The sequence below is a fragment of the Proteus sp. G2674 genome (genome assembly GCF_009915195.1).
Taxonomy (GTDB): domain Bacteria; phylum Pseudomonadota; class Gammaproteobacteria; order Enterobacterales; family Enterobacteriaceae; genus Proteus; species Proteus mirabilis.
On record NZ_JAABLS010000012.1, the window covers coordinates 88,564 to 110,789 of the forward strand.

At 37.5% G+C, this 22,226-nt stretch carries 21 protein-coding genes; 7 read left to right on the forward strand and 14 right to left on the reverse strand.

Translation table 11 applies throughout. From position 1 onward, the window contains the following. Positions 1-2: 2 nt before the first annotated feature. The 3 genes from GWI58_RS04035 to GWI58_RS04045 are packed head-to-tail and all read right to left on the reverse strand — an operon-like array spanning position 3 to position 2,519. Positions 3-182 carry a DUF2474 domain-containing protein gene (locus tag GWI58_RS04035; RefSeq protein ID WP_012368332.1) on the reverse strand — a complete coding sequence of 60 codons (180 nt, stop codon included), beginning with the start codon at positions 180-182 and terminating at the stop codon, positions 3-5. Then, the gene (gene cydB / locus GWI58_RS04040; protein WP_046334929.1) at positions 160-1,167 is read right to left on the reverse strand and encodes a cytochrome d ubiquinol oxidase subunit II; all 1,008 of its coding nucleotides are present in this window, start codon (positions 1,165-1,167) and stop codon (positions 160-162) included. Before cydB ends, GWI58_RS04035 begins: the two co-directional genes overlap by 23 nt. Next, positions 1,167-2,519 carry a cytochrome ubiquinol oxidase subunit I gene (locus tag GWI58_RS04045; protein ID WP_020946211.1) on the reverse strand — a complete coding sequence of 451 codons (1,353 nt, stop codon included), beginning with the start codon at positions 2,517-2,519 and terminating at the stop codon, positions 1,167-1,169. The genes cydB and GWI58_RS04045 overlap by 1 nt, the downstream gene beginning before the upstream one ends. A 662-nt stretch (positions 2,520-3,181) precedes the next feature. Here GWI58_RS04045 and GWI58_RS04050 point away from each other — a divergent pair. Beyond that, entirely contained in the window at positions 3,182-5,467 is a 2,286-nt protein-coding gene (locus tag GWI58_RS04050; RefSeq protein WP_161768913.1) for an FdhF/YdeP family oxidoreductase, read from the forward strand. 72 nt (positions 5,468-5,539) lie between these two features. On the opposite strand, the gene GWI58_RS04055 is transcribed toward GWI58_RS04050, so the two are convergent. The 3 genes from GWI58_RS04055 to GWI58_RS04065 form a co-directional block, all read right to left on the reverse strand. Further along, positions 5,540-6,451 (reverse strand): LysR family transcriptional regulator, encoded by a 912-nt coding sequence (locus GWI58_RS04055; RefSeq protein ID WP_094959282.1) that lies wholly within the window; start codon positions 6,449-6,451, stop codon positions 5,540-5,542. 211 nt (positions 6,452-6,662) lie between these two features. Further along, complete coding sequence (locus GWI58_RS04060; protein ID WP_161768914.1) at positions 6,663-8,183, reverse strand: methyl-accepting chemotaxis protein; 1,521 nt, start codon at positions 8,181-8,183, stop codon at positions 6,663-6,665. A gap of 155 nt (positions 8,184-8,338) precedes the next feature. Then, entirely contained in the window at positions 8,339-9,907 is a 1,569-nt protein-coding gene (locus GWI58_RS04065) for a methyl-accepting chemotaxis protein (RefSeq protein WP_161768915.1), read from the reverse strand. A 400-nt stretch (positions 9,908-10,307) separates the two neighbouring features. Here GWI58_RS04065 and GWI58_RS04070 point away from each other — a divergent pair, with 400 nt between their 5' ends. After that, positions 10,308-10,988 (forward strand): HAD family hydrolase, encoded by a 681-nt coding sequence (locus tag GWI58_RS04070; RefSeq protein WP_004245602.1) that lies wholly within the window; start codon positions 10,308-10,310, stop codon positions 10,986-10,988. A 96-nt stretch (positions 10,989-11,084) separates the two neighbouring features. Here the strand turns inward: GWI58_RS04070 and GWI58_RS04075 are convergent, their stop codons facing one another. The 6 genes from GWI58_RS04075 to GWI58_RS04100 form a co-directional block, all read right to left on the reverse strand. Next, positions 11,085-11,660: a TerD family protein gene (locus GWI58_RS04075; RefSeq protein WP_004245603.1), complete on the reverse strand. Its 576-nt coding sequence runs from the start codon at positions 11,658-11,660 to the stop codon at positions 11,085-11,087. A 76-nt stretch (positions 11,661-11,736) separates the two neighbouring features. Then, positions 11,737-12,315, reverse strand: a complete 579-nt coding sequence (terD, locus tag GWI58_RS04080; protein WP_004249446.1) for a tellurium resistance membrane protein TerD — start codon at positions 12,313-12,315, stop codon at positions 11,737-11,739. A gap of 67 nt (positions 12,316-12,382) precedes the next feature. Continuing rightward, positions 12,383-13,408 carry a TerC/Alx family metal homeostasis membrane protein gene (locus tag GWI58_RS04085; RefSeq protein ID WP_004245605.1) on the reverse strand — a complete coding sequence of 342 codons (1,026 nt, stop codon included), beginning with the start codon at positions 13,406-13,408 and terminating at the stop codon, positions 12,383-12,385. Positions 13,409-13,442: 34 nt separating this feature from the next. Continuing rightward, entirely contained in the window at positions 13,443-13,898 is a 456-nt protein-coding gene (locus tag GWI58_RS04090; protein WP_004245607.1) for a tellurite resistance TerB family protein, read from the reverse strand. A gap of 24 nt (positions 13,899-13,922) precedes the next feature. Beyond that, a complete protein-coding gene (locus GWI58_RS04095; protein WP_161768916.1) occupies positions 13,923-15,077 on the reverse strand; it encodes a TerD family protein in 1,155 nt (384 codons plus the stop codon). After that, positions 15,078-15,662 carry a TerD family protein gene (locus GWI58_RS04100; RefSeq protein ID WP_004245609.1) on the reverse strand — a complete coding sequence of 195 codons (585 nt, stop codon included), beginning with the start codon at positions 15,660-15,662 and terminating at the stop codon, positions 15,078-15,080. 392 nt (positions 15,663-16,054) lie between these two features. Between GWI58_RS04100 and GWI58_RS04105 the strand changes: the two genes are divergently transcribed. The 5 genes from GWI58_RS04105 (at position 16,055) to GWI58_RS04125 (ending at position 20,728) form a co-directional block, all read left to right on the forward strand. Beyond that, positions 16,055-17,200, forward strand: a complete 1,146-nt coding sequence (locus tag GWI58_RS04105; protein ID WP_094959286.1) for a phosphoribosyltransferase domain-containing protein — start codon at positions 16,055-16,057, stop codon at positions 17,198-17,200. After that, a complete protein-coding gene (locus tag GWI58_RS04110) occupies positions 17,193-17,963 on the forward strand; it encodes a hypothetical protein (protein ID WP_074561617.1) in 771 nt (256 codons plus the stop codon). Before GWI58_RS04105 ends, GWI58_RS04110 begins: the two co-directional genes overlap by 8 nt. Before the next feature lie 2 nt (positions 17,964-17,965). After that, a complete protein-coding gene (locus GWI58_RS04115) occupies positions 17,966-19,042 on the forward strand; it encodes a cysteine protease StiP family protein (protein WP_161768917.1) in 1,077 nt (358 codons plus the stop codon). Further along, positions 19,042-19,986 (forward strand): HpcH/HpaI aldolase/citrate lyase family protein, encoded by a 945-nt coding sequence (locus tag GWI58_RS04120; protein WP_004245614.1) that lies wholly within the window; start codon positions 19,042-19,044, stop codon positions 19,984-19,986. Before GWI58_RS04115 ends, GWI58_RS04120 begins: the two co-directional genes overlap by 1 nt. A 274-nt stretch (positions 19,987-20,260) precedes the next feature. Further along, entirely contained in the window at positions 20,261-20,728 is a 468-nt protein-coding gene (locus GWI58_RS04125; RefSeq protein WP_004245615.1) for a hypothetical protein, read from the forward strand. A gap of 134 nt (positions 20,729-20,862) precedes the next feature. Here GWI58_RS04125 and GWI58_RS04130 read toward each other — a convergent pair whose 3' ends face one another. Together GWI58_RS04130 and GWI58_RS04135 are read right to left on the reverse strand one after the other, a co-directional pair. Further along, positions 20,863-21,270, reverse strand: a complete 408-nt coding sequence (locus tag GWI58_RS04130; RefSeq protein ID WP_004249439.1) for a TonB family protein — start codon at positions 21,268-21,270, stop codon at positions 20,863-20,865. A gap of 96 nt (positions 21,271-21,366) precedes the next feature. Continuing rightward, complete coding sequence (locus GWI58_RS04135; RefSeq protein ID WP_012368340.1) at positions 21,367-22,080, reverse strand: NUDIX hydrolase; 714 nt, start codon at positions 22,078-22,080, stop codon at positions 21,367-21,369. Positions 22,081-22,226 lie beyond the last annotated feature (146 nt).

The following is a 22,226-nucleotide window of genomic DNA, read 5'->3' on the forward strand; positions in this document are numbered from 1 at the left end:
TATTAATGCGTTCTCATTCCTGCGCTGTACATTAATAATTTAAATAATGAGGCGATAATTGCAAGACTTAATACACTTAAAGACCAAATAATTATCATCCATCCGATTTGTTGATACCAACGAGCTTTATTTTTCGTTGGTTTTATTGTTAAAAAATGACTAATGATAACTTTCATTGGCATTTACCTTTCCACGAAATACATAATAACTCCAACTGGTATAGGCTAATATCACAGGAATAATTATAACCGCTCCAACTAACATAAATTGCTGACTTAAAACAGGTGCTGCCGCCTGCCAAATCGAAATAGAAGGTGGAATAATATAAGGAAAGATACTGATCCCTAATCCTGCAAAACCAATAAGTACCAATAAAAGTGATAATAGAAAAGGCTGATAATGACCATAGTTATAGGCACTACGAACAATGCCCCAAGCACAAGCCAATACGAGCAACGGAACAGGTAATAAAAAGTATAAATTAGGTAAACTAAACCAGCGTTGTGCAATATCTGCATGTGTAAGTGGTGTCCATAAGCTTACTATTGCAATAACCACCAGCAATGTAATAGCCAGATACACCGTTATAGTGCACATTTTACGATGCAGTTGATGCTCTGTTTTCATAATCAACCATGAACTGCCTAACAATGCATAAGTGACTAACAAAGCAAAACCACAGAAAATAGGGAATGGTGTTAACCAATCCAATGCCGAGCCACTGAAATGGCGCCCTGTCACATTAAAACCATTAATAACTGCACCTACCGTGATCCCTTGGCAAAAAGTAGCAAGAAAAGAGCCACCAATAAAAGCTGAATCCCAAAATAGGCGATGTTTAGGAAGTGCATTAACGCGAAATTCAAATGCCACACCACGGAAAATAAGCCCAATAAGCATCAATGTCAGTGGTATTGTTAACGCATCAATAATAACTGCGTAGGCAAGAGGAAAAGCACCATAGAGCGCAGCCCCTCCTAATACTAACCATGTTTCATTGCCGTCCCAAACTGGTGCCACACTATTAATCATGGTATCTCTTTGTATTTTATCTCGGGTAAAAGGCAAAATAATGCCAATCCCCAGATCAAATCCATCTGCAATAATATACATAAGTGTGGCAAAAATAATGATCGCAAACCAAATCATCGAAAAATCAATATTCATTATTTTTCACCCTGTGTTAATTGGTCGGATTTAAGCACTACAGGGCCTTTCTTCATCAGATGCACCATATAAAAATACCCGATGCCAAATACTGAAAAATAAACCAAAATAAAGGCCAATAAGCTCAAACTCATTTGAATATCACCATGAGCAGAAACGGCATCTTTGGTACGTTGTAGACCATAAACAACCCAAGGCTGACGGCCAATTTCTGTGGTAAACCACCCCGCAAGGATCGCAATCAGTCCTGTAGGCCCCATTAATAAAGCAAAGCGTAAGAAAAAGGGTGAGTGATAGAGTCTTTTCTTCTTACGTAAAATAACGCTCAACAAACCTAAGCAAATCATCAGCATACCTAAACCTGCCATGACTCTAAATGACCAAAATATAATGCTAGAATTAGGTCTATCTTCCGGTGCAAAACTTTTTAATGCCGGAATTTGCTTATCTAAGCTATGGGTAAGGATCAGGCTACCTAAATAAGGAATTTCAATCGCATATTTTGTTTTTTCTTCTGCCATATCTGGGATGCCAAATAAAATCAGCGGAGTCGCTTCTTTCGTTGCATTATCCCAATGCCCTTCTATAGCTGCGATTTTAGCCGGTTGATGTTCTAGTGTATTTAATCCATGAGCATCACCTACAAACGCTTGTATGGGGGCAATAATTAGTACTAACCATAAGGCCATAGAAAACATTTTTCGTACAGGTGCTGTATTTTGTCCTTTTAATAATAACCACGCGGCACAAGAGGCGATAAATAAAGCACTGGCTAAAAAAGCCCCAATAGACATATGCAATAAACGGTAAGGGAAGGAAGGATTAAACACGACCTGTAGCCAATCAACAGGCACGACAACACCATTTTCAATAGCATAGCCTTGTGGTGTTTGCATCCAACTATTGGATGACAAGATCCAAAAAGTAGAAATCAATGTGCCAAGCGCTACCATACAAGTTGCAAAGAAGTGAAGTTTTCGCCCCACTTTATTCCAACCAAACAACATAATGCCAAGAAATCCCGCTTCTAAGAAAAAGGCGGTCAAGACTTCATAAGTTAGCATCGGCCCTGTGATACTACCGGCAAATTGTGAAAAACCACTCCAGTTAGTCCCGAATTGATATGCCATCACTAACCCTGATACCACACCCATACCAAAGTTTACGGCAAAAATTTTTATCCAAAACTGATATAGAGAAAGGTAACTTGGTTCTTTGGTTTTTAACCATAGGCCTTCTAATAGGGCTAGAAAGCTAGCTAATCCTATGGTGATAGCAGGGAATATAATATGAAATGAAACGGTAAACGCGAATTGTATTCTTGCTAGGTGAAAAGCATCTAATCCAAACATAATGCCTCTCTCGATATAAATCTATATTCTATAAATTTATTCATTTTCTATTATCCTAATTATATTTTTCTCACAAAAATCTTATTTAGTTTTTATTATGAATGCTGATTAACTTCACTTTATTTTCAGAAAGTAAAAACTGAAAATAGTGAGTTTATATAGATATACTATTTAAATTCCCCTCTCTTAATTACTAAAAAAGAGAACAACAAAAAATCATTACGCAATAAATCACATAACGATACCATGGTAGCCAACAAACTGTTATTTCGTCATTTTTTCAATAAATCAAGTTTAAAAAACTTGTCCATTAGCGTATTAACATTTTTAACCAAGTAATAACAGAGAGTCAAATAAATTGATTTTATCACACGATAGATATGCTCTATCATCATATAAAATAAAGTTATAAAGCGTCATTTAGCCTATTTTGCTCATTGACAATATAATTACATTATTTTAACTTCTTAAGTAACAGAAGAATTGCAGATTATATAATGTTAATACCAATAACTTATTATTTATTGGTATTAATAAGTCTAAATATATCCTTTATTTCTAGTAAACAATATATTTTAAATTATATAACCTTATTGCTTTTTATATTCACCTGCCAACTATTCATCATTAAATATTATTATTAACGTTTTAGGAATGTCTATATGAGTAAGAAAAAATCACCTATTCCTGGAGTGAAACCCTATAATGGACCCGCAGGAGGATGGGGGGCATTAAAAGCAACAGCTATCGCGGTACGCACTCAAATGGATACTTTTATTGCACCTAAAACATTGCTTAATACTAATCAGCCTGATGGTTTTGATTGCCCCGGCTGTGCATGGCCAGACAAAGAGCATCATTCTACTTTCCAATTTTGTGAAAATGGAGCTAAAGCGGTCACATGGGAAGCAACAAAAAAAAGAGTCACACCTGAATTTTTAGCACAACATACCGTAACAGAATTGCTGACAAAGTCAGACTTCGAATTAGAAGGCTACGGTCGTTTAACCCATCCTCTCGCTTATGATGCAGATACTGACATTCTTCGTCCTGTGACTTGGGAGCAAGCATTTACTCGTATTGGTGAGCTATTAAGAAATATGCCATCACCTGATAGTGTTGAATTCTACACTTCAGGTAGAGCTTCCAACGAAGCCGCGTATCTATTCCAACTGTTTGCGCGAGAATATGGCACCAATAATTTTCCTGATTGCTCAAATATGTGTCATGAACCGACTAGTGTAGGCTTACCTCAATCGATTGGCATAGGTAAAGGCACAGTTTCTTTAGATGACTTTGATAATACTCAACTCATTATTGCCATTGGACATAACCCTGGAACTAATCACCCAAGAATGATGGGAACACTGCATGAAGTAGCTCGTCGTGGTGTACCTATTGTTGTATTTAATCCATTGAAAGAACGTGCTTTAGAGCGATTTACCGACCCTCAAAGTGTTATTGAGATGGCGACTTATAGCTCAACCAATATCGCCTCATCTTATTATCAAGTCAAAGCCGGTGGTGATGCTGCGGCGTTAAAAGGCATTATGAAAACCTTAATTGAGTGGGATAATGAGCGTGGAAACATTCTCGACCACGATTTTATTGCTGAGCATACACTAGGTTTTGAAGCCGTAGTTGAAGATCTTAAACAAACTTCTTGGCAAGATATTGAAAGTGAAAGTGGCCTTTCGCAAGCAGATATTGAGAGTGTCGCACTCCTTTATGCCAATTCTCCGGCCACCATTATTACCTATGGTATGGGGATCACCCAACATAACAAAGGTACAGCGAATGTGCGTCTGATTGCTGATTTGTTATTAATGAAAGGGAATATTGGTAAGCCGGGTGCTGGCATATGTCCATTACGTGGGCACTCTAATGTGCAAGGTAACCGAACTGTTGGGATCACAGAAAAACCATCTGTCGAATTTTTACAAAAAATAGAACAAACTTTTGGTTTTAAACCACCTTATAAACATGGTCACGATGCAGTTAACGCAATGCAAGCGATGGTTGATGGCACAGCAAAAGCGTTAATTTGTTTAGGGGGTAATTTTGCCGTGGCATTACCCGACCCTCAACAATCATTTGCTGCAATGAGAAAGCTTGATTTAAGTGTACACATCGGCACAAAATTAAATCGCTCTCATTTATTAACGGCAAAAAATACCTTTATATTACCTTGTTTGGGGAGAACAGAATTAGATGTACAAGCATTAGGTCGTCAATCCATCACGGTCGAAGACTCAATGTCAATGGTGCATGCCTCTTCTGGTAAATTAACACCCGCTTCACCATTATTAAAATCAGAGCCTGTCATTGTTGCAAAAATGGCTGCTGCAACACTGACAGATAGCAAAACCCCATGGCTAAGATTTACGGAAAGTTATGAGCTTATTCGCGATATGATTGAAAAAACCATTCCCGGATTTGATAATTACAACCAACGAATTCGTGTCCCCGGGGGTTTCCGTATGCCACTCCCTGCCGTTGAGAGAGTTTGGGATACCCCCACAGGTAAAGCCATGTTCTCGGTATTTAAAGGTGTAAAAGAGAATAAAATGGTCATGGGTGATGATGTTCTTCGTTTAGTCACTATTCGTAGTCATGACCAATATAATACGACCATTTATGCACTTGATGATCGCTATCGTGGCATCTTTGGTAGACGCGATATACTGTTTATGAATAATGTCGATATGATAGCAAGAGGCTTAAACGAAGGTGATAAAATCACCATTGAAACGGTCAGTGAAAATAGAAAACTACAACTTGATAATATTACAGTTGTTTCATTTAGCATTGCCCCTGGCACAGTGGCCGCTTATTACCCAGAAGCCAATGTCCTTGTACCATTAGATTATATTGATAAAGAGAGTGGTACCCCCTCTTATAAAGCAATACCTGTCAGAATTTATGATAAAAAAACACAAGTCGCTTAATCATAATTCATACGCAAAATAAAAAACAAAGGCGAGCTATTTATTAATACTCGCCTTTTTATCTCTATCCATCTATAGACCTGTACTTTCTAAGTAAGTACGCATTTGTGCAAAACATTTTTCAATTAATATAGAGCGCGGCTCTTCTTTACGGATCACAACCCCCAATGGGGCATTAATGGTTGCATCAACAATAGGTACAACATCTAGATCTTGGCTGAGATTTTCCATACCTTTAGCAATAGGGACAATCGAGGCGCAAAACCCTGCATTAACTGATTGTATAAGATGTAATGTAGAACTACTTTCGACCAACACCTTGGGGTGTAAGTTATAACGCTGAAAAGCTAAATCCACGGATTGCCTAAAATGATTTTCTTTATTTAATAAAGCCAATGGTTGTTTAACCGCTTCATGCCACGAGATAGTTCTTGTTGAAGGCATAAAGTGATTGCGATGAAATAAAAGCCCTAACTCCGTTTGTTTTAATGCATAAATTTCATGCTGTTGAGTATTCGCTTTTTCCAAATAGCAGATACCAATATCAAGACTATTACTATTAAGACGATCTATAATATTTTCACTATTCGTTGAGAGCACCTGAAAACTTATCTCAGGGAATAGTGCCGATATTTTCTGCAACATCAGCATAGGATTTAAATTGGTTAAAGGCACAATACCTATACGCAGTTGCCCAAATAGTTGCTGTCGAAAGTTAGCGGCTTCTGCTTGTAATCCATCGTAAGCAGATTGCATAGTTTTCGCCCATTTTAATATTTTCTCGCCTTCTTCGGTAAATCCCTCAAAGCGAGAGCTACGCTTGATAAGAACCACATCAAGCTCTTTTTCTAAATTACGTAATCGCATTGATAAGGTAGGTTGCGTAACATGGCACATCTCGGCAGCTTGACCAAAATGTTGCGTTTTATCCAAAGCGATTAAATAAAATAACTGTTTAATATCGATACGCAATAACCTCGTCATTTGCAGGTGAAGGGAATAGTTATCTGTTTTTATATTGCACTATTAACAACACTAAAGTTTGCGCTGTCTATAATTATTTTTCAATAATAAACGAAGAGAAAAGAAATAGTCGCCTTATCGATTAGCCATAAAATAAAAAAACTCACCCTAATATTGCAACTAAGGTGAGTTTATTTTTACTAAAATATTAATGTATTAATTAAAGATAAGCTTATTCTTTGATTTGAAAAACTGATACTTTATCGGTCAGATTTTGTGCTTTTTCATCTAACATCATGGTTGAGGTGGCTCCTTGTTCTACTAAAGCCGCATTTTGCTGAACCACAGAATCCATTTGATTTATCGCAACGGCTATTTGTTCAATTCCCACTTTTTGCTCTTCCGATGCAATGCTAATTCCCTGCATGATATCGCTTACTTTGGTAATTGAGGTGACAATTTCTTGTATATGCTCACCGGTTTTATTAACCAGTTCACGACCATGTGCGACATCCGCCACAGAAGCTCGAATAATCTGATTAATTTCACGAGCGGCTTCCGCACTTCTGGCGGCTAAATTGCGAACCTCTGTTGCAACAACTGTAAAGCCCCGCCCTTGCTCCCCTGCACGAGCGGCTTCCACTGCTGCATTCAACGCAAGAATATTGGTTTGACTGGCAATATTGTTTACCACGTCATTAATTTCAGCGACTTTTAACGTACCGACTTCAATTTTTTTCATCGAAGTAATAGCATCATTCATAATGCTAGCGCCATCGATAGCCAAATCACGCGTTTGTGCAGTGATAGAGTTTGCTAATACGGCATTATTGGTATTATTCACTACCGCAATTTTTATCTCTTCCATGCTGGCTGCGGTTTGTTGCAATGCACTCGCTTGCTCCTCAGTACGAGAAGAGAGATCTTGATTACCCGCTGCGATTTCTGCTGAACCGCTTTTGATCACTAATGCTTCTTCTTTCACCAAACCAATAGTCGATGTCAGCGCATTTTGCATATCACCGACATGAGAAAATAGTGTACCAAACTCATCTTTTCTATTTTTGGGTAACGAGAAGTTTAAATTCCCTTCTCCCACTTTTTGCAAAATGGCAGAGAGCGTATTGAGGTTAAAGAGAAAGGTTTTATTAACCCAACGGATCACTAAATAAAGCAGTCCAATCAGTATCACTAAAGCAATACATGTAGTGTAAATAAAGAGTTGAAACATCCATTTTTGTTCGTCTTCAATTTGATCATTAACATTTTGAGTTATCACTAAATATTCATCAAACAACTCAGCAAGTTTGGAAAAATCTTTCGATAAATCAATATTTTCATAAGCTAGCGTATCAATAGGCGCAATAATAGTATCGACGAGTTTGATAAATAGTGCCGATAATTGTTCTGAGTTTCTTTGTGCGTCAGCACTGATTTTGCTTTCCCTTTCCCAAGCGTTAATTGTCTCTTTTGATTTAGCCGCTAATGTTTTAGCTTCAGAAACTAATCGAGCTTTGGTTTCTTGCTTATCTAAATTTTCATGACCAATATTGACCAGAAAGTTAACATGAGAGCGTATGGTTGCTAGCTCATACCTTGCCTCTTGTACATTATTTAATCTCGTGGTTAACGAGTTTAATGAAGCAAAATTATCCTGCATTTGATAAATAAAAAACGATGATAAAGCTGATGTCACTAAGAAAATAGCTAATAGTATAATAGAGCCTACTTTCGCTGTTCTTTCAATACTCATGAAATAATCCACCCCGGTAATTAAATAACATAAATGTATTCATATATCGGCAGTGGATAGATTTTATTTACTCATTAATCAGAATTATCGACACAAATGTTTTACGCACACCACCCTCAGTGATAAAAGATGATGTTTTATACTATTATGGTAGTTTATTCTTGTTCATTGATTAACTCTTGTTTCTGCTCTGGCTCTTTTTCGAGATCGTCAATATTAAAGACTGCGACATTATCCATCAGCACTTGTGCTTTATCGTTTAACATCATGGTAGAAGAGGCGGCGAGATCGACCAAAGAGGCATTTTGTTGTACTACCGTATCCATTTGATTTATTGCTACTGCAATTTGTTCGACACCAAGACGTTGCTCTTCAGACGTTAAACTAATCCCTTGCATGATTTTGTTTACTTTTGAAATAGAAGAGACAATCTCTTGCATGCACTCACCGCTTTTATTCACTAAATTTGTACCATAGGTAACATCATTGATAGATGCTTTAAGAACTTGGCTAATCTCTTTTGCTGCTTCAGCACTTTTTGCGGCTAAGTTCCGTACCTCAGCGGCCACAACGGTAAACCCACGCCCTTGTTCGCCTGCTCTTGCTGCTTCTACGGCGGCATTTAAGGCCAAAATATTAGTTTGATTGGCTAATTTATTAATAACATCATTAATTTCCCCAACTTTCACTGCACCTTGTTCTATTTTCTTCATCGATAACACGGCTTCTTTCATGACATTAGCGCCATCCATAACAATGTCAGTAGATTGATTAATAATATTATTTGCTTCAATTGTGTTATCGGTATTGTTAGCAACGGCTATTTTGATCTGCTCCATACTGGCAGCGGTTTGTTGTAAAGCACTGGATTGTTCTTCTGTACGAGATGAAAGCTCTTGATTACCAGAAGCAATTTTAAATGCGCCCCCTTTTATATCCATAGCCTCTTTTTTGACAGAAAAGATTGTCGAGGTTAATGCTTTTTGCATATCACTGACACGGGAAAAAAGTTTACCAAACTCATCATTTTTTACTTGTGGTACAGAAAAAACCAAGTCTGCATTACCTACTTTATTTAATATCTCAGACAATGTATTAAGATTAGAGACAAAGGTTTTATTGATCCAATGAAGCACAAAGTACAAAACAATTAATAAAATAATTAATGATATAATTGTTGAGTAGATAGAAAACTCAACCATTGAATCTTGTTTATGAGTAAGATAGATACTATTTTTATTTCTAGTCTGAATATACCTTTCAAATAATTGATCAAGATGTTCAAAATCTTGATCAAACTGATTAGATTTTATATCTATTGTCGATAATTTATTGGGTGCCAAAACTAATCTATCTATAAGACTATAAAATAACGTCGAAATATCATCAGCATCTTTTTGTGCAGCAACAGTCATTTTCTTCTCTTTCACCCATGTTTCCATGGTGTTTTTAGCCATGATAGCTAGCTTTTTATTTTGCTGAATAAGTTTATTACGATCTGCGACACGACTATCTTTGTCTTGTAATAGATAATTGACATTAGAACGCATAATAGCCAGTTGATAACGAGCCATCAAAACATCGTCATAACGTGCAGATAGGACATCAACTTGAGTAAAGTTGTGCTGCATTTTATAAATAAAAAATGAAGATAAGGCAGACGATAGAATAAAAATCAATAACAGTAAAGAAGAGCCTAATTTTACGGTTCGTTTAATACTCATGATAAAAATACCTATATGCGCATATCGATAAGATTTATTTTTTATCGACATAATGATATTTTTATTTAATTATTAGAGATAGCACTAGGTCATTGATTTTTATTTTAAATAAATTTTTATATCATAAACAAAATAAGTTATTTTTAATAACTACTATAATTATTGATATATTATAAAATAAAACAAACCAATTCTTTTAAAACATAACCCGCTATCAATTAGTGCATTCTTCTTTATGCTCAATATCAATTTTCATTTTATATGACTAATATCATCAACGATTAAAAATAAAAACCTTATTTTTTCAATAAGATACTGATGAGACTATCTCATTTTGAGAACAATGATATAATAGGCGCTTTACCTCATAAACTCTGATGATTTACGGAGCTCAATATTTATGCAACCACAATTTGAAAACGCAAAAAACACCGTAAAAACATTATCAGTGTTTGATTTTGATGGTACTTTAACCTATCACGATAGCTTTATCCCTTTTCTAAAGTTTGCCTTTGGACGACGTAAATTTGCTCGTCGTATTATCAAAATGGTATTCCCCACATTACGTTGTTTTAGACGTAAACTGACTCGTGATGAATTAAAAGAAGTGCTGATTAAAACTTTTTTAACCGATATCAAAGAAGAATGGCTCAAAGAAAAAGCCGAAGCCTTTTGTAAAGCCTACTGGACTAAGTTAATGCGTCCTGCAGGTTTATTAGCCGTTGCTGAAGAGATTAACCGTCATGCTGAAGTGACCATTTGTTCAGCTTCTCCGGCTATGGTGTTACAACCTTTTGCGGATCGACTCGGTATAAAGTTAATAGGAACAACACTTGAAGTGGTTGATGGTGTGCTGACAGGAAAAATCATTGGCAATAACTGCCGTTGTGGCGAAAAAATCAAACGATTAGAACGAGTCTATGGCGATCTTACTCAATACCACTTAAGAGCGTGGGGCGATTCACGTGGTGATCATGAATTACTCTATGCTGCACAAGATCCACATTGGCGCTATTTCCACACAGGAAGTAATAAGTCAAAAAAATCACCTATTAAAATAACGCTTAAAAAAGACTCATAAGTGATTATATAAAAATAAAGCGGGAAACGTATTTTCCCGCTTTATCCATAAACTAACTATTTATCTAGTCATCTTGGCGCTTTTATTAGCGAAAGATTAAATATTGACGCCATGTTGTGCGGCTAGTGCACCTAAACCACCCGCAAAACCTTGGCCTACTGCTTTAAATTTCCAATCTGAACCATGACGATAGAGTTCACCAAAGATCATCGCCGTCTCCGTAGAGGCATCTTCAGAAAGATCAAAACGTGCAATTTCAGTGTTATTGTCGTTATTATAAACGCGCATAAAACTGTTGCTCACCATACCAAAGTTTTGTTTGCGGTTTTCAGCATCGTAAATAGTGACAGCAAAAACCAGTTTTTTCACTTCAGCAGGAACTTTGGATAAAGTGATTTTGACTTGTTCATCATCACCTTCGCCTTCTCCAGTACGATTATCGCCTTGGTGTTCAACACTACCACATTGGCTCACTTTATTATTAAAGAAGATAAAACTTGCATCTGAAAGCACTTTTCCATCTTCACCGACCATGAATACTGACGCATCTAAATCAAATTCAGCGCCATCTGTCACGCGGGCATCCCATCCTAAACCAACCATAGCCACCGTCATGGTTGGTGCTTCTTTAGTTAGCGAAACATTACCACCTTTAACAAGGGAAACAGCCATATCAAAGCTCCTACTGTGTTGAATAAACTGACAATTAGGAATAATTGCCAGTAATTTGTGATTTCATAACATACGATTAAGAGGCGTTAATACCATATTGCGCACATACTGAGCCTAAGCCCCCTGCATATCCTTGGCCTACAGCACGGAATTTCCACTCACCGTTATGACGATATAACTCACCAAATAACATCGCCGTTTCCGTTGATGCATCTTCCGTTAAATCATAACGAGCAACTTCAATTTGGTTGTCATCATTAACTAAACGAATAAACGCACCAGATACCTGACCAAAGCTTTGACGACGCGCTTGCGCTTCATGGATAGTCACTACAAAGATAATTTTTTCGACATCACTGGGGATGGTATCTAGTTTGATTTTTAGTGCTTCATCATCACCATCACCTTCACCTGTTCGGTTATCACCAGTGTGAACAACAGAGCCGTCAGCAGATCTTAAGTTGTTATAAAAAATGAAATCGGCATCGCTACGTACTTTTCCATTAGCGGCTAACAGAAATGCAGATGCATCTAAGTCAAAATCTTGACCATCTGTAGAACGGGCATCCCAACCAAGTCCGACTAGGACGTTTTTCATCGTTGGGGCTGCTTTGCTTAAAGAAACATTACCACCTTTAGAAAGAGAAACGCTCATCTTCAACCTCTTCAATTTATGTTGCGATATTCTAATTTCCCAAGAATATCGGTTATCATTATTTACCTTATTTATTCTTTTTTTCTGGGAATACAAAACTTGCCAGAATACCCAGAGCAAGAACACCAAGCACTACGAATAGGCTGGTTGTCGCGGAAATGCTATATCCATGCTGCCAAATATGATCTGTTGCATTAAGCCCCAGCTTTACAGCAATAAAGAACAGCAATGCAATAACCGCTTTTTCAAGGTGAATCAGATACTGTTTTAATGCCTCTAACACAAAGTAGAGAGTACGTAAGCCCAAAATAGCGAACATCATTGCACTATAAACAATCAGTGGCTCACGACTAACGGCAATGATTGCAGGCACCGAATCGAAAGCAAACATCACATCAGAAAGCTCTACCACCGCCACACACAACATAAGCGGTGTCGCATATAACGCAGCTTTTGTACCTCGCCCGATAGTTATGTCTTTGTTTTCCGGTTTTGCTAACTCTACATCAACCTCTTTTTGTGTTAATAAGAAGGCATGTCCAGTAATTTTTGGCCATATAGGGAAAAATCGTTTTACTAGGCGATAAGCAAGATGCTGTGAATAGTCTTCAATTTCTTCACTATCATTCCCACTTCTCAGCATCATTACGGCTGTCCAAGCAACAATCAGAGCAAAGACTATCTCAACGTAAGGCCCTAAACTTAATAAGCCGGTACCAATAGCAACAAAGATCGCACGGAATACAATGGCACCAATGATCCCCCAATACAGAATGCGGTGACGGAAACGATCAGGAACCGCAAACCAAGAGAAAATCGCCATCATGACAAATAGGTTATCGACAGACAGTACTTTCTCTAATGCATAACCCGTCACGAATAAGCTTGCAACTTCTGCACCATGGTGGACGTATAAAAAACCCGCGAATGCCATGGCAACGACTACCCAGAATATTGACCAAAAAACAGCATTCTTTAACGTTATCGGCTTATCTGCACGATGCATAAATAAATCGATAAAAATAGCGCCTATCGCAAGTACAACAAAAACAATGACAGTTTCTGTCGGAAAACCAATATGTGTGGATACCATAATTATTCCTAAACGGTTCCCTATATAAAATTAATTACAAATCAAACTCTGCGGGCTCAAAGCCTAATGCAACGGCAATAGCACGCACCGCCTCTTTTTCGTCATTGTCAAAATCACCATCACTTTTCGCAACAGCAATACCGACACGGATCGCTAATTGTGCAGCTTCTGGCTGATCTTTCATTGCCAGAATATACTTCATCGTTTCACCTTTACCGACTTCAGTATCAAATTCAAAACTGCTAATTAGCTTATTAAAGAATTCGATCACCTCGGAGGTATCAAAGACTTTAAGCTCTTCTGATGCTTTTAAAAAACCTAGCATCTTCTGCTTTTCTTCAGAACTCACACCATCGCTAGCAATAGCGATACGAGCACAAACTGCGACCGTACCTTGCATAAATTTTTTGTTTTTAAAACGACTGACTTGCTTAGTTAACTCCGCTCGCCCGGAATTAAAACCTTCTTTTAATTTATTGAAAAAACTCATTTTTGTTCTCCTTATCTCGTGTATTCACTTAGATCCAGCAGTCCAGCGAAATCCCCATCCGTAGGCATTATCCATATCGCGATGGCCTTTAAAAAATTCATTGAGACGTTCAACTTTGATTGATCCGTTTTCATTAATAAGTCGTGCAATGGCACACATAGCTCGACCATTATTACCATCCGTTAAACGTGTTTCGATAGGGGGTTGCTCGGGAACATGAATAGTGACCACACCATCTGTTTTACTCCAGTTAGGAACCCCTTCATAAATAAAAGTAAAAATAAGCACTTGCTTGATATTTTTCCATTCACGTCCATTGATAAAAATCCACTCGCCACCCGCTACATCACCAGTGCGATCATCACCTTGTAACTCAACATAAGGCATGCGATTAAAATCACCGAATCCATTTCCTAAGGCTTGGATCACTGACTTATAACCATCTTGTAGTTCAACAAAGGCGCCAATATCTAAATCAATACCTTTGTTACCACCAAATAATCCACCTAATAACCCAGAGCCACCGCTTTTACTTTCTCGATGCCAATCGAGGTTAATGCGGATTTTGCCAAAATCATCCTTTTTAGTTAAGCTAATTGCCGGTTTCTCTTTAGTTAGCGAAACCTTGCTTAACTTCACTGAGCTCGGTGCTGGTGCTGGTGCTGGTGCTGGTGCTGGTTCAGGATCAGCAATATCAACACCAAAATATTCCGCCAGTGGTTTTAATCCACCGTTAAATCCTTGTGCAATAAACCGAAATTTCCAGCTTCCATTGCGACGGTATAGCTCACCTAAAATTAATGCTGCTTCAGTGCGTCCATTGATATCAACATGGCCGTTCGCAACGACATTATTGTTAGCATCAACTTGAATAGACAAATGTTGTAGATGAGCAATGGTTTGTTGCCCTTCACAAGTAGCTGTAAAAGCAATTCTCTCGACATCAGGACGTAAGCGAGTTAAGTCAACCGTAAACGACGTGTTATTACCTGCTGTTGCATAAATAATAGTACGGTCATCATTAGTGGTTTGACCATAAAACACCATATCAGCATCACCGTTCACTTTTCCTGAGGCATAAAGCCTAAATGCAGATACATCAACAGATGAGCCTGAGTGAATACGCACCATTAACGTTTGATCAGGTACGGATATATTTCCGCCAGGTGTTAGGGTCATTTATCGCACCACCGTCGCCAAAATATCTGGCATCATCTCGTCAATGACAAGCCCTTTACAAGGTGAGCCAAAAGCCGTGAAATCCCATTGTCCGTGATTACGTTGTAAAGCGGCAATCACGATCCCAGTATGAGCGCCTTGTTCCGTTAATTTGTAATGAGCAAGCTCTTTATTGGTTGTTTTATCGACAACTCGGCAAAACGCATTTTCAACTTCATTGAAGGTCTGTCCACGAAAACTATTGACAGTGAAAACCAAATATTCAACCAATGAAGGAAGACGATTTAAATCAACAAAAATAGTTTCATCATCGCCATCCCCCTCTCCTGTTAAGTTATCTCCTGAGTGAATAACGGACTGACAAGTTGATTTTAGTTTACGAAACCAAATAGTATCGATTTGTTTACCATTTACATCGAGTAATACACAACTTGCATCTAAATCTATCGAATTATTACCACCAAAGAGTCCACCGAGAAATCCCTTTTTCTTAATAGGATCCCAGCCTAAACCAAACATTAAGTGACTCAGTGCAGGGGCTTGTTTACTGAGAGAGACTGTCTGATCCTTGCGTAATGAAACCATAATTAACTCCCTTCAAAGGTAGGATGAAACAACAATATCACTTGCATATAAATACAAATTATAAATCATCATATCATGATGAAGTAGTTCGGCAAGTCTATTTTTATCAACTTACTTCAAGAGATTGTAAACATATTGAAATAAAAGAAATTTTTATAGATAAACACAATTAAAACTTAAGTTAAAAACAAAAAATACCGCATTAACCTAATTATTTAAAATTAAAGTAAAATAGATCACATTATGATTGACATGATTAAATAGAAACTTCATGATGAGGAAACAAGTTTTAGCTTAAACATTCACAGTATGTGACGTTATGTTCAACACGGCTTAGCTTATACCCAGATAAATGCACTTAAAAAACTAATTAGTACGGATAATAAAGAATAATGAATAGTTTGATTGGCTCTTCTGTTTATCGTCGCCAACTCACTTGTGGCACATTAAGCGTAACGCCAAATTGCTCATTAGAACATCTTGATGAACTTTTTGATATTGCGGAAAGACGCAACCCTAAGCGCGCTTTTTTGTTTGTTAGTAAAGTATTAGGGCGCCATATTCCTGTTTCACCTAAGAAAATGCGTGAAACTTATCAACAAATGGCCAAACAATTTCCTCAATCACTCGAAGGCCCTATTCTTTTTATTGGTATGGCAGAAACTGCGGTCGGTTTAGGTGCGGGGATTTTTGATGAAGTAAGAGATCGCTATCCTCAAGCCCTCTATCTTACTTCAACGCGCCATCCTATTGCTGATGGTGAATTATTCTGTAAATTTAAAGAAAATCACAGCCATGCAACTGATCACCTACTTTATTTGCCTCATAACCTAGAACAACGCCAATGGATCCAGCAAGCGAAAACCATTGTGTTAATTGATGATGAAGCAACCACAGGTAATACCTTTCTTAACTTGCTGTCTGCATTACGTGAAGAAGGTAAGTTAACACAAATTAAGCAGATTATTGCTGTCACATTAACCGATTGGAGTGGTGATGCTCTGCAAAAGCGTTCACCATTACCCATAACAACCTTCTCTTTAGTGCAGGGAAAATGGCAATGGCAAGCCAATCCCGATGCTCCATTACCTGTTATGCCAAATGTCAATATTACTGCCTCAGGACAGGTTACTATCACAGGAAAACAAAGCTGGGGACGCTTAGGCATGACAACCCCTGCTAATGATCTTGGCCTATTTATTCATGTTTCTGAGGGTGAAAAAATATTGGTTTTAGGCTCTGGTGAATTTGTTTGGGAACCCTTTTTATTAGCAGAACGCTTAGAAAAACAAGGGGCTATTGTAAAATATAGCTCGACGACTCGCTCACCTATTGCCACTAATTTTGCAATCCAATCAGCGATAACTTTTACTGATAATTACGGATTAGGCATTCCTAACTTTGTCTATAACGTGGCTCATCAGCAATTTGATCGCATTCTACTTTGTTGTGAAACCCCTGCCGAAAGTATTGATAGTCAACTTATTGAGGCTCTCTATAAAGTTGCCCCTATTGTTGAAGTAATTAGCTATGACTAACCCCGTTATTTTAGCCGATCTTGACGATACCTTATTTCAAACTCGTCGCAAAATGGTAGATGAGTTAGCGCTTGCCCCCTATAAAACTGGTGCGTTGGATAGAAGTTTAACGCCACGTAGCTTTATGACTCAAGAGCAAGCTATGCTGGTTGATTGGATGCTAGAACATGCTGACTTAATTCCAGTCACAGCACGTGGAACGGAAGAAATGAGCCGTGTCACTATTCCTTTTCATTCATGGGCTATTACCACACACGGTGCTGTTATCTTAACCCCAGAAAAAGTCGCAGATGAACAATGGCAACACCATATCACACAAAGCTTAACACCTTATAAGCAACCTTTACTTAGGTTACAGCAATCTATTACCCAATTAATGGCTGAACGTAATATTGATGGTTGGGCGAGAATTAACTATGAATATGATGATTTACCCATTTATTTAGTGATGAAGCATAACGATAGCGCTCGATTAGATGAGCTATATGCTATCGGTGATGAGATAGAAAAAATATTCTCAACCAAAGGTTTTTATATTCATCGTAACAGTAACAATATTGCTTGGTTACCTGAGCCAATTGAAAAAGGTAAAGCCGTTACTTATTTGCTTAATAAATTAAAAGCAGAACGTGGCGTTTTTCCTGTAATTGGTTTCGGCGATAGCCTAAGTGATCATCGCTTTATGAAATTATGCAATTGGTATGCTATCCCCCGCCAAAGCCAATTCGCGAATGCGATCAACACAAAAATTTTTGGAGAATAAACATGATGGATCATCAGCCTTTTTCAGGCTCTTATCTACTGGGTGATGTTGATTTTTTACTGCAACCCGTCAAGATTGAAATGACACCTGTTGAGTTAAAAGAAGAACTTATACAGTCTGGTAAACGTCACTATTCTGATATGTTAAGCCAAGAGCCAGAACCCACAACTTGGCATCTTGAACTGTTTGAAAAAGCACTGGCTACTGGCGCAACACGTTTAGCAACACAAGTAATTATGCTAGCAAAATCACTTATTGCGCATTTTGGTGACACCCCTATTATTCTGACAAGTCTTGTGCGCGCGGGTGTTCCACTTGGCGTGATGTTACAACAGACCTTGCGCAAAATGGGAAAAACGTCTTATCACTATGGTATTAGCATTATTCGTGATAGGGGTATTGATAACGAAGCGCTTTCATGGATTGAGCAACGCCACGGGACAGAAGGTATTGTATTTGTTGATGGGTGGACAGGAAAAGGCGCTATCACAAATGAGTTAATTCGTTCATTGGCGGGACGTGAAGGTTTTCCTGCACAACCCCATCTTGTCGTCCTTGCTGATCCTTGTGGTTGCGCTTGGTTAAGTGCCAATGATGAAGATTGGCTAATCCCTTTTGGGATTATGGGAGCGCCCGTTTCAGGATTAATTTCACGTTCAATTTGGACAGAGCAAGGCTTCCATGGTTTTGTCGATTGCCAACATTTAAAACAATATGAATGTAGTCGCTATCTTGTTGATACTGTGGGAAAAATAGTTGATACCTTAATAGATAACGATATTCCACTCGCCACATTTAAGCACCAACCGTCAGACTTAAAAAAACTGAGCGAAAATGTCGTTAGTTTACTTGCCAACAAATATGACATTTCAAATATCAATCGTATAAAACCCGGTATTGCTGAAGCAACTCGCGCCGTTTTACGCCGTGTACCTGAGCATATTCTGGTAAAAGAAATTGCAGATCCCGATGTTGCATTACTGATTTATCTTGCTAAACAAAAAAATATTACTGTAACCGAGGCAGGTAAAGCATTAGGACAATATCGTGCCGTTACTATCATTAAAAAGGTGCAATAATGATTGAACGATTATCCCCTTGGAATTTAGGGGCAACGCTGTATATGCCCGCAACACGAACCGATATCGCCGCAACAATTATTGATCAAAAAATTGACGGATTACGTTCATTAATTATTTGTTTAGAAGATGCCGTCAGTGATACTGATATTCCACAAGCATTACAAAATCTAGCAACATTATTAACCACATTATCAGACTATAAAAAGCATCATGATTGTACTGAATGGCCGTTGCTATTTATACGCCCCCGCCATACAGAAATGGCGCAATGGCTGGTTGAGCATGTAGATTTAACCGTGATTGACGGCTTAGTATTACCTAAATTTACCCAAGCTTCATTACCCCTTTGGTGGCGTATCATCAAACCCACCCATTTATGTATGATGCCAACATTGGAAACAGAAGAAGTATTCGACGTTCTTCAAATGACCTCACTGGCAGACTTGCTACTAGCTCACCCTTGCCATAAGAGAATTATTGCCTTACGTATCGGTGGAAATGATTTAATGAATGTTATTTCTCTTAGACGTAATCGCCATTTAACACTCTATGATGGACCTATGGGATACGTGATAAAAATGTTGGTTGCTGTATTTGGTGCTCGTCAGTTTGCGCTTACCGCTCCTGTTTGTGAGCATATTGATGATCAACAAATTATGGATAGAGAATTAGCCCTCGATATTGCCAATGGTTTAGTGGGCAAAACCGCTATTCATCCCAAGCAGATAGACAAAATAGAACAGGCATTAATGGTATCTCAGTCTGATCATTCCGATGCGTTGCGCATCTTAAATTCAACACAAGCCGTATTTAAATCTCATGGTGCCATGTGTGAACCGGCAACACATCGCCGTTGGGCATTGAGTATTTTAACTAGAGCAAAACTGTATGGCATTATTCCCAATTCAAAAAATAGTGTTCAAAGATTTAATACACCATAAGTTTAAATATTCGTTTTTATATTTACTATAAGCATTTTTTTATTTATTAATATTTTAAACTTAGTCTCTAGTTGAAGAATAATATCTTTAACTAGAACTTCTATTTATAAAACTTTAACATATTATTTAACAATATTTTTATTTCGGTTGTTATTTTATAAAATCTTTAATATTTGACATTATTTCAGATATACTTATAGAAAAATAATACAGACACAATAAAAGCTGGGTCTAATTTCTTAACACACAATTGACAGATACGTGGTAACCAAACATGCAATTGAGCTCTCGCCAAATCAGAGTTTTTAAGCTGGCTATACTTTTAAGTACGGGGAAAAAAGTCCCCACGATTAAGATTATTTCTGCTCTTGAATGCTCGGAGCCAACGCTCACCCGTGTTTTAAAAGAAATAAGAGAGTCTTATAGTGCTGAAATTAAGTACAGTAAATCATCCAGATCGTATCAAATGACTGAACGAGGTCAGCTTGATAATAAAACATTACGTCGTATGCGAGAGGCATTATCTTCGAATGAAGAACTACAACATAGTGGCACAACGAGTCGTGTTTATTTAGATAAAGATAAGAAAAAATCAGTATCACTATCTTTAAAAATGTCAGCACTACGGAAAATAGATAAACTTTCTTTTTTAAGAAGTACAACCCGAAGTCAGACAGTTGAGTTTCTTGTTGATAATTATGTAGAACATTTAATTCAAGTTGCTCTCCAAGATAAAAAATAAATAGGGTAATTATATGAAATAACTTGGTATTTAATATCGAGTTATTTCATTGATATTTTTCAATAATCCTGTACGGATAATTGTCATTCCCCCTAATGGTAAAATAATGTTTATACGTTATTTATTTTATTCATTTAATGTGATTGATTAAATCCGTTATGTTTCACATTTTCTAATCTGAATTGTATAACCACTTTTAAATCTTTAGCCGGTTTACCTGATTCGTATCGCCAATGCTTCATCGCCAGTGAAACAGAGGGAGCAAATATCGCTGCAATAGGATCATCTGATATCCTAATATTTTGTACGTTACCATTTTTATCCACATCAAACCTAACCTCTACATCGCCTTCAATATTAGCGGTTTTAGCGCCTGTAGGATAATAAGGAAATTGTCGTGATACTATTTTCGGTTTTTCGACAGAAACTACAGTAGCTTCTTTTTGCATATCCAAAGGTATCGTTTTTATTGCATGAGCAACAAACCCACTTAATAAAAGAATACCGCCAAATACCCCCAAAAGAATAAATTTTATTTTCATAATTGTTATCAGAGTAATTTTTAAGACATTAATAATTCTAATGATAATTTGCTAACTTAAAAAGAGTATAGCGATTTAAAAAAAATACTCTACATATTAAAATTCAAGATTACGAATAAAACGATAATCCGCAGACGACTTCTTAAGTCGATAGAGACTAGCAGGACGTCCCTTCTCAGCACGTTTTTCTCCGGTATCAATTAATAAGTCGGCTTGTTCAATCCGTCGTCTAAAAGATTTTTTCTGGATCTCTTTACCTATCAATATCTCATGCACATGCTGCAATTCAGGCAAAGTAAACACTTCAGGTAACGCAAATCCCGGCACAATAGAATAAAGCGATTTTTGCTTTAATCGCTCTCTCGCTTGCGCAATCAGTTCATTATGATCAAATGCCAAATTTTTCTGTGCTACTTCATCAATAGGTAACCACATCACATGATCCACACTATCAATATGCGCTTTACATGCTTGGTGAGCAATTAACGCCGTGTAACATACAGTAACAGACCAACCTCTTACATCGCGCTGATTATTTCCCACTGAGCAGAGTTGTTCAATGTACGGCGGGATCACCCCTGTTTTCTCTTTTAATTTTCTGAGCACAGTATCTTCTAGGCAGTTGTCTTGTGTTTCATCAACAAAGCCACCAGGTAATCCCCATTTTCCTTTTTCAGGATGATTAGCTCTTTCCACCAAGAGCACTTTTAACTGCCCTTCATGGTAAGTGAATAGTACTGAATCAACAGTAATAAGCGGCGATAGAAAATCACGGCGATTGTAATTTGCTAAAAAATTTTGTTCGTTCATGAGCTGCACTTTATAAAAAGATAATGAGTTTATTTTAATGTTAAACACATGAAAATCAAATTTTGTCATAAAGACACTAAATAACTTGACACCAATAGTGTCCATAAGACAATATATAGTTAATGTCATAAAGACACTAATTGGAG